This is a genomic window from Chitinophaga sp. XS-30 (genome assembly GCF_008086345.1).
Lineage (GTDB): Bacteria > Bacteroidota > Bacteroidia > Chitinophagales > Chitinophagaceae > Chitinophaga.
In genome coordinates this window covers 3,348,631-3,365,907 of sequence record NZ_CP043006.1, presented here as the reverse complement: position 1 = coordinate 3,365,907, position 17,277 = coordinate 3,348,631, and the positions used below count along the sequence as shown (strand labels likewise).

Genomic DNA, 17,277 nt, shown 5'->3' with positions numbered 1-17,277 from the left:
CTATGATTTTGCTCTTGCCAATTGCAGGAATACCTGGTTCATGGAACCGGCGTTGAATTGTTCTTTCAGTTTGTGCGGCGTGTCCAGCGCTTTGATCTTCCCGTCCACCATAATGGAAATACGGTTGCAATACTCCGCCTCATCCATATAATGCGTAGTCACAAAAATGGTCACGCCCCTGTCCGCCGCTTCATAGATAAGGTCCCAGAACTGGCGGCGGGTGATCGGGTCCACGCCCCCGGTAGGCTCATCCAGGAACACGATGGAAGGATCGTGAATGACAGCGATGGAGAAGGACAGCTTCTGCTTCCAGCCAAGGGGCAGGGAGCTGACCAGCATATTGCCTTCCTTTTCCATTTGCAGTTTTTGCAGCAGCGCGGCGGTCTTTTCCCTGATCTGGGCATATCCGAGGCCGTAGATGCCGCCGTAGAAACGGATATTCTCCTTTACGGTAAGGTCTTCATACAACGAAAATTTCTGGCTCATGTAACCGATACGGCGCTTCACCTGCTCCGTTTGCCGGTAAATGTCGTAGCCGGCTACCATGGCTTCTCCGCTGGTGGGGGTGAGCAGGCCGCAAAGCATGCGCATGGCCGTGGTCTTTCCCGCGCCGTTGGCTCCCAGGAAACCGAATATCTCTCCCTGCGCCACTTCAAAGGTGATGGCGTCCGTAGCGGTGAAATTGCCGAAACGTTTGGTCAGGGCTTTTGTGATGATCGCATAGTTTTTCATCCGGTGCTGTTTTAATGTTGATGTGCTCGTTCCTCTACCGCCTCGTTTTGCTGCATCAGCTGCATGAACGAATCTTCAATCCCCGGCGTTGCGGGAAGAACCTGCAGCGCTTCATGCTCCAGTGGTTGCAGGTAAGTTTCCAGTTCAGATACGGCTGCATCCAGCGTTACGTGCAGGTATTCACCGAATGCGAAGCAGCTGTGCGTGCCTTCGAACGCGCGGATATCTGTCAGCAAACGATACATATTCACAGCACGCACGGCCCATACCGGTCTTCCGAAACCTTCCACGATGGCTGCCGGTGTATTGATCTGCATGATGCGGCCCTGCTGTATCAGCGCCACCCGGTCGCAAAGCGTAGCTTCATCCATGTACGGTGTGGATACCAGGATGGGAATGCCTTTTGTTTTCAGGCGCTTCAGCATCTCCCAGAACTCCTGCCGCGAGACCGGGTCCACACCGGTGGTCGGCTCATCCAGGAAAAGCACCTGCGGTTTGTGCACCAACGCGCAGCACAGGGCCAGCTTCTGTTTCATCCCCCCGGACAACTTGCCGGCGGGCCTGTTTTTGAATGGTGCGATCTGCTCATAGATATCCCTGATCAGCTCGTAATTTTCTTCCACAGCGGTGTTGAAGATGGTGGCAAAAAAATTCAGGTTCTCTTCGATGGTGAGGTCCTGGTAAAGCGAGAATTTCCCCGGCATATAGCCCACCTGGCTGCGTACGGAACGGTAGTCCTTCACCACATCGGAGCCATTCACATATGCCGTGCCCTCATCGGCCAGCAGCAAGGTGGTCAGGATGCGGAACAGGGTGGATTTCCCGGCGCCATCAGGACCGATCAGCCCGAACAGTTCCCCTTCCTCCACGGTAAAGGAAATATCATGCAGCGCTTTCACATCGCCGAAGCTTTTATGGATATTTTGTACTACTACAGGTTGCATAAGCTCAGTTTTTGGATAACCGTATTTCGCCGGGCATGCCTATTTTCAGGCCGCCATCGTTTTCTACTTTCACTTTCAGCGCGTACACCAGCTGTACTCTTTCCTCTTTCGTCTGAATGGTCTTGGGCGTGAACTCTGCTTCAGCGGAGATCCAGCTGATGGTGCCTTTCCAGCTTTTCATCTCCCCGCCGGGCAGATCCGTCTGCACTATTACCTCCTGCCCTGTTTTCACCTGGCCCAGCTGGTCTCCGGAGATGTAAGCGCGGAGGTACATGGTGCGGAGGTCCGCTATTTTGTACAGCGGCTTGCCGAAGCTCACCACTTCCCCGTTCTCCACGTATTTTACCAGCACCGTGCCTTCTACAGGATTGATGATGCGGGATTGCGCCAGCTGTTCCTCCACCTGTTCCACCTGGTAGCGCAGCGGCTGGGTTTCGCTGGTCAGGCCGCTGACCTGCGTTTGCAGGGAGGAAGCTGTTGAGGCGTATTGTTTTTCCAGTTCGGCTATCCTGGCGTTGACATCATCCAGTTGTTTTGTGGTGGCGGCATTGGCTTTGAGCAGGTTCTCCACTCTTTGTTTTTCCCGCTGCCAGGTGGCGATCTGCTGGCGGATGACTCCCAGTTGCGGAGATACGTCAGGCCGTTTGCTAAGCACCGCCTCGATGTTGGCGCCCAGTTGGGCCTTTTTCAAACTGAGCTGCGTGGAATCTATGGCGCCGACCACTGTGCGGGCGGGCAGTATCGTACCTTCTTCCACATCAAAGCGAAGCAGCCTGCCGGTGGCCTCCGCCGATACGATGATCTCTGTGGATTCAAAATTGCCGTAGGCGTCGGCGGCGGCATCTCCTCCGTTGCATGCGGCAAAGAGGATCGCAGAAAGTATAATCGTTACCGTTGTTTTCATCTGTTCATGTTTATTTTTTACGGGGCAGATGGAATGGTATTTCATCTGTTCATGTTTATTTTTTACGGGGCAGATGGAATGCTATTTCATCTGTTCATGTTTATTTTTTACGGGGCAGATGGAATGCTATTTCATCTGTTCATGTTTATTTTTTACGGGGCAGATGGAATGCTATTTCATCTGTTCAATACCCTTTAATAACCTGGTAATTTAATCTGGCATACACCAGCTGTATCTCGTGCGTTCTCTTTTCGATCAGGGCCTGCGTTTCCGCATGGAGGTCCGTGAGATAATCATGCACGGTCAACACTCCATTATCCAGCTGGGCGGCGGACACCTGTTTTACCTTCGTTCTCAGTTCCAGTATCTCCTGGTCTTTTTCAATGGCTGCAGCTAGATTGGTGATCTCGGAGGATTGTTGCTGCAGCTGCGTACGGGTGTTTAGAGAAAAGGCGTCCGACTGTGCGCGCAACTGTTCTTCCTGCTCCCGGATCACGGCCTGTTCCGTGCGGTTGCTCCGCCAGTTCCAGAGCGTCCAGTTAAGGCGCAGGCCGGCGAGGTAGTAGAAGTCGAATTTATTCTCCAGCATATTGAGCCCGGGCCTGCCGTAACCGCCTTGTGCAAAGGCGCTGAGCCTGGGCATGGCGCGGGTGCCGGTGAGTTTCGACTGCTGCTGCAGCACACCGGTTTGCAGGCTGAACAGTTTCAACTCCGGGCGGTTCAGCGTTTCATTTTGTTCCCCGGCGGCCGGGGGCAATTTCAGCCGGGTATTCTCCGCCAATTCCTTCCCGGTGAGCATCGACATCACTTTATATGCCGTGGCCCTGCCTGTTTTCGCTTCAAAAAGCTGTTGCTCCGTTTTCAGCAGTTCTGCCTGCAACTGGTCCACCTGGCTGGCCAGCACAGTGCCATTGGCTACGCCGGCCCCCAAACGTTCCTTCCGTTGTTTCACTTCCGCCAGCATCTGCTCACGGGCTGCGATATGCTCATTCCACAGCAGGGCATTGAAATAAACCTGCAGCACCTGCTGCTCCAGCTTGTAAAGCTCCACTTCCACCTTCTGGCGTTCGGCCTGTTGCAAGGCCAGCTGCAACTCCCGCTGGCTGGCCGTTGCGCCGCCATCATAGATCAGCTGCTTTACGTCAACGGTGGCTTTATACTGATCGCGCGAAAGCTCCGGAATGTCCACATTCGGGAGTTTGATGGGAATGGAAGTAACGGCGGACTGGTACGTGGCCTGGCCGTTCAGCTCCACCTGCGGCAGAAAGTTCGTGCGGATGTTGCGGAGCTGCAGGCGGGTGATGTTGTCCTGCGCTGCCTGCTGCCGCAGCAGCGGATAGTTCCGCCGCGCCTGCTGACGGGCCGAATCCAGGCTGAGCAAAGGCTCCTGGGCGAGGGCTGCCTGTAAAAGCAGTAACAGCAAAAGCAAAGGGGGTAAAGGTTTCATAATTAACTCGTTTATTTAACTATTTGGTTAATTGCACGGCAAAAAAATCAGGGCTCCAGCGAGGTCAGCACAAAATCTGTAATGAAGTGTTTCCGCTCTTCCATCATCTTTGCAAACGTCTTGTCATTTATCTGAAAAACAGCCTGCAGCAAGGGCTTGCCCACAAAGGGGAACACACACATGGAAATGAGGCTGACCATCAGCTGCCAGGGATCTACCTTGCGCATACGCCCCTGCTCCATTTCCACGGCCAGCTCTTTCAGGAACAGGCCGATGTTCGGCAATAATGTGGTACTGGCAAACCTTTGCAGAATGCGTTCCGGATTCTGACTGATCTCATGCACCACGAACAGGGGCAGATAAGGCGCCCGGCCCAGCGAGGTGATGTAATGGTCCACCGCCGCAACGATCTTTTCCCGCGGCGTCATATCCGCCTGAAAAATATCGTTCACGCCGGACAGCAATTGCCCTACAGCTTCCTCGAACACGATCTCGAACAACCTGTCCTTACTGCGGTAATAATAATGCAACATGGCCTTGTTGATGCCTGCTTCATCGGCAATATCCTGCATCCTGGCGCCTGCCAGCCCCTTCTGCACGAATATTTTCCGGGCGGCGGCAATGATCTGCTGTTCTGTTGTATTGTTCGTCTGCATCAACTAAGTTGTTTAACCAAATGGTTAATACAGGGACAAAGATATGATTTCGGTATGATCTTCCAAATTTTCAACGGATTTTTTTTGTTGCGTCCTGCTACCGGGGCTGCAGCATCGCCGCCACCCGGTCATCAAAGCCGGTAATGCCGGAATGGTCAACCTTTATCTGCCCCAACAGTTCCATCAGTGCCGGGTCATGCTCCGCACGTTTGCCGGTTTTCAGATCGATGTGTGCGAAGGTGGACCAGAGGAACGATTTTATCTTTTTCTTCGCATCGTCCGTCATCCACATTTCCACCTGGATGTGCTGCATGGAAAAATCCAGCACCCGGGAGAAGATATGCACCTTTTCCGATACGAATGCGGGTTTCAGATACGCGATCTGGTGCTGGGTAACTACCCATCCTAGTCCTTTTACGGCATATTCCTTCAGATGCAGACCATAAGAAGCAGAGAGATGGTCTTCCCGCGCATTCATAAAATAATTCAAATAAGCGGCATTGTTCAAATGCCCGAAAGGGTCGCAATCGTTGAAGCGGATCAGGTAGGGAGTTTCCGGTTCCTTGATGATCATCTTTGCATGGTTTAGGTAATGAATGTAAGAAAAAAAGCCGGGAACAGTGCGAAACTGCCCGGCGTTGCTATGTCAATTTGTTTTTAACGCATCAGGGTCACAATGGGATCATGAAAATATGCAGTCTTACTAATTAACAACCCACGATTGTATCTTTTGCTCGTCTTTATGCCCTCCACCAGTCCCGCCCCTGTGTACAACAATGCCCAAATTGCTGTACACAGGATTGGTGGCTGATGTTGGATTTATGTTGAGTTTATATAGATTTATTTAAGAATATCGATATATCAAATCAAAAAAAAGTCAACTCAATTGCAGGAAGAACATGGACAGTTGCTTCATCATCTCTTTATTAATGGTCAGCTGGATATTTCGTCCTTCTTTCGTGCTGATCAGCACGCCGCTGTCTACCAATATTTTGATGTGATGCGAAACCGTCGGTTGAGAAAGGCAGGTCAGATCTTTAATATCGCCGCAGCAGACACAGTCCTTACAGGCAATACTCATCAGAATCGCCATCCGGTGCTTGTCCGCCAGTGCATTCGCTGCTTTTTCAACCATCGCTATCGCTGCGTTCATGATGCAAATATAGGAACAATTTTGAAATATCGAAACTTATCGATTTATTTTTAAAAAAAACTCCTGTGTACAATAGAAAGCTCTTTTGGTTCACAACTTCAGGTATGTAATAACAATAGATATGGTTCTTTATTAGCGCTAAATGAATATTTTATATTTTACTATATTCGTTGTGCAGGGATAGTCAAATGTGATTTGGCGGCTTGGCGTCAAGCTATGACGACATCTGGAAACAATCAGGATACTACAAAAACAATGAAATATTTACTTTGCGTGCTTTTTGTACTGGCTACCGGCACAATAGCATTTGCTCAACAAGCAATTCAAAATGACAGTGACTACGTAATTCAAGACAGTGTTCTGATTACAACACGAAGCGGCGTTGATATTGCTGCAATTATTGTTCGGAAAAAGAACAACACCGCACCGCTACCGGCAATCTTGTTTTATACTACATACTACCAGGATGCAAACGATGCTTTTTTCGGCAAGAAGTCTGCCGATAGAAACTATGCAGGAATTGTGGTCTATGCTCGTGGCATAAAGACTGATTTAAAACACTATGCTCCTTACGAACATGAAGGGACAGATATTTATGATATTATAGACTGGATCAGTAAACAACCCTGGTGCGATGGAAATGTAGGAATGTATGGCGGCAGCTATACAGGTTATTCTCAATGGGCAACAGCTAAAAACATTCACTCTGCTTTAAAAACAATTGTTCCACAAGTGGCGGTTATGCCGGGTTATGATGTTCCGATGGAAAACAATGTGCAGATGAATTTGGGTTTGTATTGGCCTCATGACAATATCTATAAAAAAGAACCTTTAAGGAGAAGCCTGCCTTTTGAATGGTTTGAAAATGGCATTGCTTTTAAAAATATGGATAGTCTGGCTGGCTATAAAAACCCGGTTTTCCAAAAATGGCTGTCCCATCCGGATTATGATGGTTATTGGCAATCGATGGTTCCTGCACCGGCGGAATACGCTAAAATCAATATTCCCGTCCTGACTACAACGGGGTATTACGATGGCTCCCAGATCGGGGCCCTTCAATATTTCAAACTTCATAACAAATACAACAAAAATGCCAACCACTATTTTGTTATCGGGCCTTATGACCATTGGGGAGGTCAACGCAAACCTGCAAAAATACTAATGGGTTACGAAATTGACAGTGTAGCAAATATCAACATGATGAATTTGGCTTATGACTGGCTTGACTACATTCTGAAGGGCAAATCTAAACCTGATCTGCTGAAAAACAAAGTCAACTATCAGCTTATGGGGACAAATGAGTGGATACATGCCCCCACCTTACAAAGTACAAGCAACGACACGCTGACTTTTTATCTGGACAATAAGACACTCTGTGTTCAGAAGCCCGAAAAGAAAGGATTTCAAAAACAAACGGTAGATTTCAAGGACAGGAAAAGTCAGAACAATTATTTCACACCGGAAATTATCTTTGATACGTTGAATGCAAGTGGTGGATTAATATTCGCATCGGAGCCTTTTGAGAAAGATTTTTCGATAACCGGCTCTTTCACTGGAAATCTATTCACAACAATCAATAAAAAGGATATGGATGTTTCGCTTGCGCTGTATGAGTTAATGCCCAACGGAAAATATTTTTTCCTTACCCGGTATGTTGGCAGGGCAAGTTATGCTAAAGACAATTCAAAAAGACAGCTATTGCATCCCGGTAAAATAGAAAATATCCCTTTTGACAATACCCGGTTTGTAAGCAAGAAAATCAACAGGGGAAGCCGTCTGGTCATTTTGCTTAATATCAATAAACATCCTTTTGAAATTATAAACTATGGTTCAGGAAAACCTGTTTCAGATGAAACAACAGGAGATGCCAAAGAACCATTGCAAATAAAATGGCACAACGAAAGTTACATTAAAGTTCCTGTCTGGAAAGATTAAACAGACAAAAAGAGCACCGGGCACTGATCGTCTATGCTGCAAAATGAACGATCAGGCAACGCTTGACGGTTATTGTTAAAATACGGCGAGTTGCTACAACAACGGCGAGAACAGTTTTACCACGGCCTCCCCCAGCCTCTTCCAGCGGCCGCGCTCCACCCAGGCTTCCAGCGTCAGTTCCGTGCAATGCATCAGGTCCTGCAGAAATGCCTCCGTGAGCTTCCAGTTCATTTGCTTGCTGTACACGAATGCATTTACCTCAAAGTTAAAATCGAAGCTGCGGATATCCATATTGGCGGTACCGATAACGGACAGGTTCTCATCCACCACCATGGTTTTTGCGTGCACAAATCCCTTGTTGTAGCGGAAGACGCGCACACCGCAGGTCAGCAGGTCTTCATAGAACGATTCGGATGCCATATTCACCACTTTGCTGTCGCTGACGGAGGGCACCAGCAGGCGTACGTCCCGGCCGGAAAGCGCGGCCTGTTGCAGGGCATGCAGTACGGAATCGTTGGGAATGAAATATGGCGTGGTAATGTACACGGACTTTTCCGCCTGGTTGATGGCGGCGAGATAAGAGAGCATGATGGAGGAGCGTTCGGAATCCGGGCCGCTGGCGGCGATCTGCACGAGATCGTCCCCGGTGTCAGGGATATCCGGGAAATATTCGTGGGTAATGGGCATATCCACATCGGCACAGAAATTCCAGTCGCCCATAAACAGGAATTGCAGGGTATGCACACCCGGGCCTTTGATGCAGAGATGCGTATCCCGCCAGAAGGGCCAGTCGGGATGCGCTTTCCGGTAATCCGGGTGGTTGATATAACGGTCTGCCACATTGATGCCGCCGATGAAACCGGTATGGCCGTCCACCACCACTATCTTCCGGTGGTTGCGGTAATTGAGCCGGTTGGCGAGCAGCCGTACGCGATAGAAGGGAAATACCTGTATGCCGCTGGCGCGCATCTGTTTCAGGAAGCGGCGGTTGATATCGCTGCTGCCGAAATCATCATAAATGAACCGCACTTCTACGCCGGCCCTGGCCTTTGCCTGCAATATTTCAATAAGCTCGCTGCCGATGATACCTTCCTCGAAGATGTAATATTCCAGGTGGATGTGATGTTTGGCGCCCAGCAGGGCTTCCCGGAGCAACGGGAATTTCTCTTCCCCGTTGAGCAGCAGGATGGCTTCATTGTCTGCCGTGATGGGTGACAGGGAATCCCGGAACAGCAGGCGGGCAATGCCGGTTTTGTTGCTGACAAGGGCGGAGTGTTCCGTCAGTGTCTGGCGGTTCTCCTGCTGCAGGTAGGTTTGCAGGCGTTCGGAGAGCCGTACGTTGCTAAGCCATTTACGGCTGTAGATGCGGTTCACCCTTCTGTTCATCCCCACCAGCAGGTACACGAGCACCCCGATGCCGGGCAGAAAGAACAGCAGCATGAGATAGGCCAGGGTCTTACCGGTGGTCTTTGTTTCCAGCAGCGCTTTAACAGCTACCAGCGTTGTAATGCCGTAAAGAATAATAATGCCGATGGCTTGCCAGTGATCCAGGATGAATTGCCACATAGTGTGTTGATAAACGTGTACAATAATACGTTATTCGGCGGAAGGATGTAAATGATCCGGCCCGGAAAGATGAGAGGGTTGCGGGCAAAAAGGTATGGGAATGATGGCTGGCAGGGTATTCCGGGGCATAAGAAAGGCCGTACCATGCCGCGTGCATTCTTCTATATTAAGTTGCAGCATAGTACGGCAAGCAGTTCTGGCAGGGGGAAATTATCTTCCGCCTCCGCGGGCACCGCCATTGCCTCCACCACCACCACGGTTACCACCGCGCTGGCGCATGGCTGCCTGCGATTCCTGGTACTTTTTGTACTGTTCTTCGCTGAGGATGCCTTTTACTTTTTCATTTCTTTCTTCGTTGAACTTTTGAAAAGCAGCACGGTCCGGGCGGTTGCCTGAAGCCTGCGCATCTTCCCGCATTTTCTGCATGGCTTTGAAAGATTGGGTGAACACCGTGTCCAGCTTCACCTGCTGCTCTTTGGTGAGCTGCAGTTCCTTGGTCAGCCTTTCGATGGTCATTTTCACGCGTTCTTCCACGCTGCGTCCGGGGCCGCCCTGTTGTGCAAACACACTGATGTTCGCTGCCAGCGCAAAGGCCAGCAAAAGCATGATCTTTTTCATGATGGATCGTTTAAAGGGTTTTGTGGGAGTTTGTATTATTTATTTTTTGTACTGTCTGTTTTGGCCGGGCTTTTCTTCCAGGGCCCGTTCATCCGGCGGAGCACCTGCTGTACCATGGAGTCGAAGGCCGGTTGCTGCTGCGGCGTGCAGATATCGCGTATTTCACGGAAGTGCCGGAAGGTTTGCATATCTATTTGTTTCTGCTTGGCGGCGATGGAGTCCGCTGCCGATGAAACCACGATGGAGTCCGCAGCCATGGAACTGCCGAGCAGCTTGTAGAACCTGTCTTTTGCATTGCGCATTTCCCCGAAATAAGGCTTCATTTTGTCCCAGTGCTGATCTTTCAGCGCCTTGTACTGCACCATCTGATCTTCATTAAAACCCACCTGTTTTTCCAGCAACTGCATAACACTGCCTTTGTTCCGGTCGTCCCGGTTCGCTGTTTTCTTCGGGTCGTGATCCGGTTTCATGCGGACGAAGAATACCAGCAGCAAGATGTTGGTGAGCAGCAGGATCAATACCAGCACGCTCAGCATCTTGTTCCTGGTGAATGTTTCCTTCATTACGGTTCTATTTTTTCGTATTCATAAAAAGTGGTGATCCCCAGCTGATATTCATCGGCAAAGGCTTGCTGCAGCAGCGCCTGCTCCACACGGTCCTGCCCCGGTTTCAACTGCGTAACGGCCAGGCCGGCATTAATGGCCAGGATCAGTACCAGTCCGGTTATGGCTACAGACGGCCGGGTAATGATCGCGATGAAGCGTTCCCAGGTATCCACTGCACCGGATTGCCGCATACGGGCCTGCAGACGGGTAAAGAAAAAGTCTCCCGGCTCCGCCCGCTGCGCTCCATCGAGGCTATTGAGGGTGCTTTCCACTTCAAATCCGATATCTCGTCTCTTTTTCATATTCGCTGTATTTAGTTAGACGATAAACAACAAGAAAACTTGCACTCGTTTTAATCTTCATTCCGGTAATATTCCTCCAGTTGCTGGCGCAGGTTCTGCCTGGCGCGGTGCAAAAGGCCTTCTACGGAGGAGACGCTGGCATCCATCGCGGAAGCTATCTCCTTGCTGCTCAGGCCTTCCAGCTTATGCAGCACAAAAGCGGCCTTCTGACTGTCCGGCAAACGGGCAATGGCCCTGAATAGCAGGTTCGCGCGCTCCTTATTGGCCAACGCCACCCCTGGATGATGAAAATCCGGCGGATCTATGACCAGCTCATTCTGCTGGCCGAACAGGCTGTAGACTTTTCCCCATCGCTTTTTCCGGCTCTTTTTCCTTAAATGGTCCAGGCACTTGGTTACTGTTATGCGATATAACCAGGTGGATATCTGTGATTCCCCTTTGAACGTTCCGATAGATTCATAAGCCTGCATGAACACCTCCTGGGACACATCTTCCGCATCCGCTGCATTTTGCAGGATACCGAGGGCGGTATTATATACCATACCCTGCCACTGACCCACCAATTGCTTAAAGGCGGTCTCGCTCCCCTGCTTCAAATGTGCTATGATATCCGTCAATGTTCAGCGTATGGATGTTAAAACGGTCTTCTCATCATTCCGCCCGGAGGGCCACCGGGGCGTTCCCAACGCCGTTCTTCACCGCCATCCCGGCTATTGGTATTGGCTTTCCCGAAATTCCGGAGCTTGTATGTAAATGTAAGCATAAAATATTGGGTAAGCACCTGGCTTCTGACGTCCGTGGTCACCTTGCCGTTCTGTATCCGGCTGATGCTGCGGTTCTGTTTCAGCAGGTCAAAACCGGAGAGCCTCAGTTCGCCCCGCTGGTTTTTCAGGAATTTCTTGCCTACACTGGCATTCCAGAGGAAATAATTCTGGTTATTCCCTTCACTGAGGCCGGAATACAGCTGGTTATTCAGTTCCTGCTGCATCACCCAGCCATTCTTGCTCAGCAGGTTAAAGCTTACCCCTGCAGTGTGGGAAAAATATTTCGTGGTAGATTCCAGCGCCGTAGGATCTTTCACGGTATTGAAATTCGCGGAATAATTCACCGTAAAGTCCACATACTCACTGATATTGCTCGATATCACCGCTCCGAGGTTATAATTATAGTTACCGGTGAGGCTGGTCACCTCATCGATCATATTCGGCGTTTGTGTAAAGCCAACACCAGCATTGGCGTTGAAGTTGGATTTGATGAACTTCAACGGCACCCCGTAGGTGAAGAAGGAACGTATGCTCCAGTATCCGTCCAGGTTCACCGGTTTGGATATCTGACCGCCTTCCAGCAAGGTGAAAGTGGGCGTCAGTACGGTATCCGACTTGGCAAAGTAGATCGCATTGGTCACATAATCCTGCGTGCTGCTGAAGAACACATTGGCAAAGAAATTATGCCCGCTCTGCGTATTGGTATAGTTGTACCGGGTGGCCAGGGTATGCCCGAAAGACTGGTCCAGCTCCGGATTACCCATGGATACATTGATGGAATTGCCCACATTCAGCACATTCTGCAATTGCTGGATAGACGGGTTGTTGGTGTTGGTACGGTAAAATACCCGCAGGCGGCCGTATTCACCGGCTTTCATCATCAGCATGGCATTCGGAAGGATGTTGCTGAACGACTGGCGTACCTGCGCGGGTTGCGGGAACAGTGCGTCGCTGGCCAGGGTGGAATGCTGATAGGAAACCCCGAAGGCCAGCATCTTGTCCCGGTTCCCGATACGGTAAGACACTCCGGCATTCTGTGCCGTGTAGGTATTGTTGAACAAGCTGCTCTGGCTGGTGTCCATCAGGGCATACTTGTCAATATCCGTATCATAATCGAACGTTTTACGGTCCGAATTGCTTTTGGATACCGAAGGACTGTAGTTGAACTGCAGCTGCCCCTGTTTACCCACCGGCTCTGTATAAGCAATGTTCGCATTCAGGTTATGACCGTCGGAGAAAGGCAGTATCTGCTGGTTAACGGTATCGGCTAAATTACCGTTCTTGATATCCGTAATATAGTTGCGGTTAAAGGTTTCCCCGTCCCGGTCGTTCGCGCCAAAGCCAACGCTGAGGGACACTGTGCGGCCTCTCTTCGCGAAAGCATGGCGGTACATCAGGTTGCCGTTCAGGTTATACCCGGAGCTCGTTGCGCTGCGGATATTCTCGGAACTGGAAATAGGATTGATGCCAAATCCGTCCGGAGAGATGGTGGTAAAACTGTTGGAGGAAGAACGATTGTTCTGGAAGCTGATACCCGGGGTAAAAATGATGGTATTGGACGAATCGATCTTGTATTCTACCCGCATATTCAACCGGTGGTTATAGTTGTTGCTGGAAGATCGCTGCTCTTCGGCATTGTACTGGCTGGTACCATCATCCCGCACGGTTTGCGTATTGGTGAATTCCTCGTTGCTGTTATTGCTGTTATTAAAGAAATAGCTGCCGGTAACGGAAACCTTTTTGCCCCATTCATCGCTGTAGTTGACGCCGAATGAATTGGTTTTGTTGATCCCGTCCTGCTGGCCTACCATGAAGTTCCCTCCGCCACCGCCAAAGCCTCCTCTGCCGCCGCCACGGCCACCTCTGCCACCGCGACTGGAACCTGCGTTCATCACGCCCAGCAGGTCCTGCTGCGAGAAATTCTGCTGGTTGATGTTATTGGACAGACCGATAAGGGAAATACGGCGGTCGCCGCTGAACAGGTTCACACTTCCGCCGGCGTTGTACCTTCCATCGGTGCCATATCCTGCAAAAATTTTCCCGAACTGTCCCGAGCGCATTTCAGCGCGGGTCACTACGTTAATGGTCTTTTGTGAATTGCCGTCGTCGAAGCCGGTGAACTGTGCCTGGTCGCTCTGCCGGTCAAACACCTCGATCTTCGAGATCATTTCGGCAGGCAGGTTGCGAAGCGCCAGTGTAGCATCTTCCCCAAAGAACTCCTTCCCGTCCAGCAACACCCGCTTTACATCTTCCCCATGCGCTTTCACTGTCCCGTTTTCCACTACGATGCCGGGCATCTTCCTCACCAGGTCCTCACCGCTGGCATCCGGATTTGTCTTGTAGGCATCGGCGTTATATTGCAGGGTATCCCCTTTCTGCTGCGCCGCCGGTACCTGCCCCTTGATCACTACTTCCTGCAGGTCGCGAGACGATTTGGGCATGTAAATGGTGCCGAGGTCTTGTGTTTCAACCTGCAGCATAATGGCGCGGGTCAGTTCCCCGTACCCGATGTAAGTAATAGTAATGATATAAGGAGCGGGCTTCAGGTCCGGTATCTGGAATGCGCCCGCTGTATTCGTCAACACCTGTTTCCGGAACCCGGCGTCTTCGGGAGAAGTGAGCCGGATCGTGGCGTTCCGGAGCGCGGAACTGTCCGTTTTGTCCCGCAGGGCGCCTTTCAGCGTGATGTTTTGTGCAATTGTCAGTTGCACGGTTAAAATCGACAATAAGAATGTAAAAATCAGTGCATGCCGCATAATTGTGTGATTATTCTGTTTGATTGGACGCTATATCGGCGGAAAACCTTTGGGAAGCCGCCAAAAAAGGAGGAACGGCCATTGACATGGATGAATGCAGAAAAGCAGACCGGTTGCGGCGCATGCAGGACGGTACATGATGCCATTGCAAAAAAAAATGCCGATACTAGCACCATCCCATTAAATATTCATATGATCAACGTTCTTATCCGCAGTTTTCTTTTTGCATTATTGACGATTCCCGGCTCCGTGTGCCTGGCACAAAAGCTCAGCGTAAGCGGCCTCAGTGTGGAACACCTTCACAACCCGCTGTCGGTAGACGCCCCGGCGCCAAGGTTGAGCTGGAAGATCACATCCACATTAAAAGACACCCGGCAGACCGCCTATGACATCAGGGTGGGCACGGACAGGAAGGGTTTAACTTCAGGGAAATCCCTGGTGTGGAAGGCTTCCGTGCCATCAGACCAGTCCGTGCTCGTTCCTTACGCAGGTTCTCCCCTGCAATCCAAAACACGTTACTACTGGCAGGTAAGAGTGAAGGACAATCATGGGCATACTTCCGCCTGGAGCGATGTTCAATGCTGGCAGACCGGTTTGAAAGCCGGGGACTGGACGGCGCAATGGATCGCCGTGAATGGCCCGGACACATCGGCCATCTGCCCCCTGTTCAGAAAAACCTTCTCCCTTCAAAAGAAAGTGAGATCGGCACTGGTGTACATCACGGCGAAAGGTTTATACGAAGCGCATATCAACGGGCAGCGCATTGGCGATGATTATTTCACGCCGGGCTGGACCAGCTACAAGCATCATCTTCAATACCAGGTGTACGATATAACGGATGCTGTGCGGACCGGCGCCAATGCAGTGGGCGTAACACTGGGCAACGGCTGGTACAAGGGAAGGATAGGTTTTAACGGGCAACGCAACTTTTATGGCGATACCAGGGCTTTGCTGATGCAGCTGGAAGTGGAATATACTGACGGCAGCCGGGAAACGGTGAACACGGACGACAGCTGGAAAGCTTCTCATGGCCCGATACTGGCATCCGATATCTATGACGGCGAGATATATGATGCAAGGATGGAGCGGACCGGCTGGTCCACCGCAGGATATCGGGAAGATGGTACATGGACGAACGTGCGGATACTGGAAAAAGGACCGGAGCAACTGACTGGCATGAGCGGCCCTACCGTGAAAAAACACGAGGAGTTCAAGGCCCTGAAAGTATTCAAAACCCCCAAGGGCGAAACGGTCGTGGATTTCGGGCAAAACCTGGTGGGCTGGGTAATGCTTGATGCAAGTGGCCCCGCAGGCACAAAGATCACGTTAAGCCATGCGGAAGTGCTGGATAAGGAAGGGAACTTCTACATCGCTAACCTCAGATCTGCAAAGGCGCAAACGACCTACATCCTTAAAGAAAATACCACGCAGCGCTTCGAGCCTCATTTTACTTTTCAGGGGTTCCGGTACGTGAAAGTGGAAGGATATCCGGGTGAGTTGAAGACGGAAGACCTTACCGCCGTAGCCATCTATTCGGATATGGCGGTTACCGGTAAATTCACGACTTCCCATCCCCTGCTCAACCAGTTGCAACATAATATCCAATGGGGGCAGAAAGGCAACTTCCTGGATGTGCCTACCGACTGCCCGCAGCGTGATGAACGCCTGGGCTGGACCGGCGATGCGCAGGCCTTTGCCAACACAGCTGCCTACAACATGGATGTGGCCGGCTTCTTTACCAAATGGCTGAAAGACCTGAAGGCTGATCAGCAGCCCAACGGATCTGTGCCGCATGTGATCCCCAATGTGCTGGGCGCGAATGACGGCGCTTCCGCCGGATGGGCCGATGTATCCACCATCATTCCCTGGGATATGTACGTGGCGTATGGCGACAAGCGCCTGCTGGAAGTGCAGTACGAAAGCATGAAAAAATGGGTGGGTTATATGACCGGCGCGGCCAAAGATCATCTCTGGAACACCGGTTTCCATTTTGGCGACTGGCTGTTCTACCGTCCGGATGACGACAATGACGGCAGGGCTGCGGTGACCGACAAATACCTGATCGCGCAGACCTTTTACGCGCATTCCACGCAATTGCTGATCAATGCCGCGGAAGTGCTGGGCAAAAAAGAAGATGTGGCGCAGTACACCGCGTTGCTCCATAACATCAGGGAAGCCTTCATCAAAGAATATATGACCGCTACCGGGCGGCTGGTATCCAGCACACAAACCGCTTATGTGCTGGCCCTGCAATTCGATATGCTGCCGGAAGCGCTCCGGGCATCGGCGGCGGAACGGCTGGTCACCAATATCAGGTCCTACGGGAACCACCTCACCACGGGCTTTTTGGGCACCCCTTACCTCTGTCATGTACTGACGCGCTTTGGTCATACCAAAGTGGCTTACGACCTGCTGATGCAGGAAAGCTATCCCTCCTGGCTGTACCCGGTAAAAATGGGCGCCACCACCATTTGGGAGCGCTGGGATGGCATCAAGCCCAACGGAACTTTCCAGACACCCGGCATGAATTCCTACAATCACTACGCTTACGGCGCTATTGGTGACTGGATGTACCGGCACATCGCGGGTATCAATTCCGATCCTGCCGCTCCGGGTTATAAAAAGATACGGATCGCTCCCCGACCCGGCGGCGGCCTCAGCAGCGCTTCAGGTGAGCTGGAAACGCCTTACGGGCGGGTTACTTCTTCCTGGACGCTGAAAGACGGCCTGTTCAGTCTTGATGTGCAGATACCGGCCAATACAACCGCAACGATCACCCTGCCCTGTGCGGAAAAGGCATCAGAGGTCGGTTCCGGCAGTTACCATTTTGAATGCAGGCTGCCGCAGGCTGCGGGTAAATAAATATCCATAGAGAAAAGGAACATGGCCCGGGAT

Annotated in this window: 15 protein-coding genes; 2 read left to right on the top strand and 13 right to left on the bottom strand. The window is 51.1% G+C overall.

Features of this window, described 5'->3' with window-relative positions; translation table 11 throughout:
* From FW415_RS13820 to FW415_RS13790, 7 genes are all read right to left on the bottom strand, one after another.
* Positions 1-732 (bottom strand): ABC transporter ATP-binding protein, encoded by a 732-nt coding sequence (locus FW415_RS13820; protein WP_148385989.1) that lies wholly within the window; start codon positions 730-732, stop codon positions 1-3.
* Positions 733-743: 11 nt separating this feature from the next.
* The gene (locus FW415_RS13815) at positions 744-1,676 is read right to left on the bottom strand and encodes an ABC transporter ATP-binding protein (RefSeq protein ID WP_148385986.1); all 933 of its coding nucleotides are present in this window, start codon (positions 1,674-1,676) and stop codon (positions 744-746) included.
* Positions 1,677-1,680: 4 nt separating this feature from the next.
* Positions 1,681-2,580 carry an HlyD family secretion protein gene (locus FW415_RS13810; protein WP_148385984.1) on the bottom strand — a complete coding sequence of 300 codons (900 nt, stop codon included), beginning with the start codon at positions 2,578-2,580 and terminating at the stop codon, positions 1,681-1,683.
* Between the two features lie 184 nt (positions 2,581-2,764).
* Positions 2,765-4,027, bottom strand: coding sequence for a TolC family protein (locus FW415_RS13805; protein ID WP_148385981.1), 1,263 nt, complete (start codon positions 4,025-4,027; stop codon positions 2,765-2,767).
* Positions 4,028-4,074: 47 nt separating this feature from the next.
* On the bottom strand, positions 4,075-4,683 hold the full coding sequence (locus tag FW415_RS13800; protein ID WP_148385979.1) for a TetR/AcrR family transcriptional regulator: 609 nt from the start codon (positions 4,681-4,683) through the stop codon (positions 4,075-4,077).
* Positions 4,684-4,780: 97 nt separating this feature from the next.
* Positions 4,781-5,257, bottom strand: coding sequence for a thioesterase family protein (locus tag FW415_RS13795; RefSeq protein WP_148385977.1), 477 nt, complete (start codon positions 5,255-5,257; stop codon positions 4,781-4,783).
* 303 nt (positions 5,258-5,560) lie between these two features.
* A complete protein-coding gene (locus tag FW415_RS13790; RefSeq protein WP_148385974.1) occupies positions 5,561-5,836 on the bottom strand; it encodes a helix-turn-helix transcriptional regulator in 276 nt (91 codons plus the stop codon).
* A 255-nt stretch (positions 5,837-6,091) separates the two neighbouring features.
* Here FW415_RS13790 and FW415_RS13785 point away from each other — a divergent pair, with 255 nt between their 5' ends.
* Positions 6,092-7,771 carry a CocE/NonD family hydrolase gene (locus FW415_RS13785; RefSeq protein ID WP_148385971.1) on the top strand — a complete coding sequence of 560 codons (1,680 nt, stop codon included), beginning with the start codon at positions 6,092-6,094 and terminating at the stop codon, positions 7,769-7,771.
* A 93-nt stretch (positions 7,772-7,864) separates the two neighbouring features.
* Here FW415_RS13785 and cls read toward each other — a convergent pair whose 3' ends face one another.
* The 6 genes from cls to FW415_RS13755 form a co-directional block, all read right to left on the bottom strand.
* Positions 7,865-9,337: a cardiolipin synthase gene (gene cls, locus FW415_RS13780; RefSeq protein WP_148385958.1), complete on the bottom strand. Its 1,473-nt coding sequence runs from the start codon at positions 9,335-9,337 to the stop codon at positions 7,865-7,867.
* Between the two features lie 210 nt (positions 9,338-9,547).
* Positions 9,548-9,955: a hypothetical protein gene (locus FW415_RS13775; protein WP_148385955.1), complete on the bottom strand. Its 408-nt coding sequence runs from the start codon at positions 9,953-9,955 to the stop codon at positions 9,548-9,550.
* A 35-nt stretch (positions 9,956-9,990) separates the two neighbouring features.
* A complete protein-coding gene (locus FW415_RS13770) occupies positions 9,991-10,518 on the bottom strand; it encodes a Spy/CpxP family protein refolding chaperone (RefSeq protein WP_148385953.1) in 528 nt (175 codons plus the stop codon).
* Positions 10,518-10,862 (bottom strand): hypothetical protein, encoded by a 345-nt coding sequence (locus tag FW415_RS13765; protein ID WP_148385951.1) that lies wholly within the window; start codon positions 10,860-10,862, stop codon positions 10,518-10,520. The genes FW415_RS13770 and FW415_RS13765 overlap by 1 nt, the downstream gene beginning before the upstream one ends.
* A 50-nt stretch (positions 10,863-10,912) precedes the next feature.
* Positions 10,913-11,479 (bottom strand): RNA polymerase sigma factor, encoded by a 567-nt coding sequence (locus tag FW415_RS13760; RefSeq protein WP_148385947.1) that lies wholly within the window; start codon positions 11,477-11,479, stop codon positions 10,913-10,915.
* Positions 11,480-11,496: 17 nt separating this feature from the next.
* The gene (locus FW415_RS13755; RefSeq protein ID WP_168208815.1) at positions 11,497-14,337 is read right to left on the bottom strand and encodes a TonB-dependent receptor; all 2,841 of its coding nucleotides are present in this window, start codon (positions 14,335-14,337) and stop codon (positions 11,497-11,499) included.
* Positions 14,338-14,574: 237 nt separating this feature from the next.
* On the opposite strand from FW415_RS13755, the gene FW415_RS13750 reads away from it, so the two are divergent.
* The gene (locus FW415_RS13750) at positions 14,575-17,244 is read left to right on the top strand and encodes a glycoside hydrolase family 78 protein (protein ID WP_148385942.1); all 2,670 of its coding nucleotides are present in this window, start codon (positions 14,575-14,577) and stop codon (positions 17,242-17,244) included.
* The last annotated feature ends 33 nt before the right edge of the window (positions 17,245-17,277 follow it).

Coding starts and splice junctions, on each gene's coding strand:
- cls (WP_148385958.1), bottom strand. CDS start 9,337: ATGTGGCAATTCATCCTGGATCACTGGCAAGCCATCGGCATTATTATT.
- FW415_RS13820 (WP_148385989.1), bottom strand. CDS start 732: ATGAAAAACTATGCGATCATCACAAAAGCCCTGACCAAACGTTTCGGC.
- FW415_RS13765 (WP_148385951.1), bottom strand. CDS start 10,862: ATGAAAAAGAGACGAGATATCGGATTTGAAGTGGAAAGCACCCTCAAT.
- FW415_RS13785 (WP_148385971.1), top strand. CDS start 6,092: ATGAAATATTTACTTTGCGTGCTTTTTGTACTGGCTACCGGCACAATA.
- FW415_RS13810 (WP_148385984.1), bottom strand. CDS start 2,580: ATGAAAACAACGGTAACGATTATACTTTCTGCGATCCTCTTTGCCGCA.
- FW415_RS13790 (WP_148385974.1), bottom strand. CDS start 5,836: ATGAACGCAGCGATAGCGATGGTTGAAAAAGCAGCGAATGCACTGGCG.
- FW415_RS13775 (WP_148385955.1), bottom strand. CDS start 9,955: ATGAAAAAGATCATGCTTTTGCTGGCCTTTGCGCTGGCAGCGAACATC.
- FW415_RS13750 (WP_148385942.1), top strand. CDS start 14,575: ATGATCAACGTTCTTATCCGCAGTTTTCTTTTTGCATTATTGACGATT.
- FW415_RS13805 (WP_148385981.1), bottom strand. CDS start 4,027: ATGAAACCTTTACCCCCTTTGCTTTTGCTGTTACTGCTTTTACAGGCA.
- FW415_RS13770 (WP_148385953.1), bottom strand. CDS start 10,518: ATGAAGGAAACATTCACCAGGAACAAGATGCTGAGCGTGCTGGTATTG.
- FW415_RS13815 (WP_148385986.1), bottom strand. CDS start 1,676: ATGCAACCTGTAGTAGTACAAAATATCCATAAAAGCTTCGGCGATGTG.
- FW415_RS13795 (WP_148385977.1), bottom strand. CDS start 5,257: ATGATCATCAAGGAACCGGAAACTCCCTACCTGATCCGCTTCAACGAT.
- FW415_RS13800 (WP_148385979.1), bottom strand. CDS start 4,683: ATGCAGACGAACAATACAACAGAACAGCAGATCATTGCCGCCGCCCGG.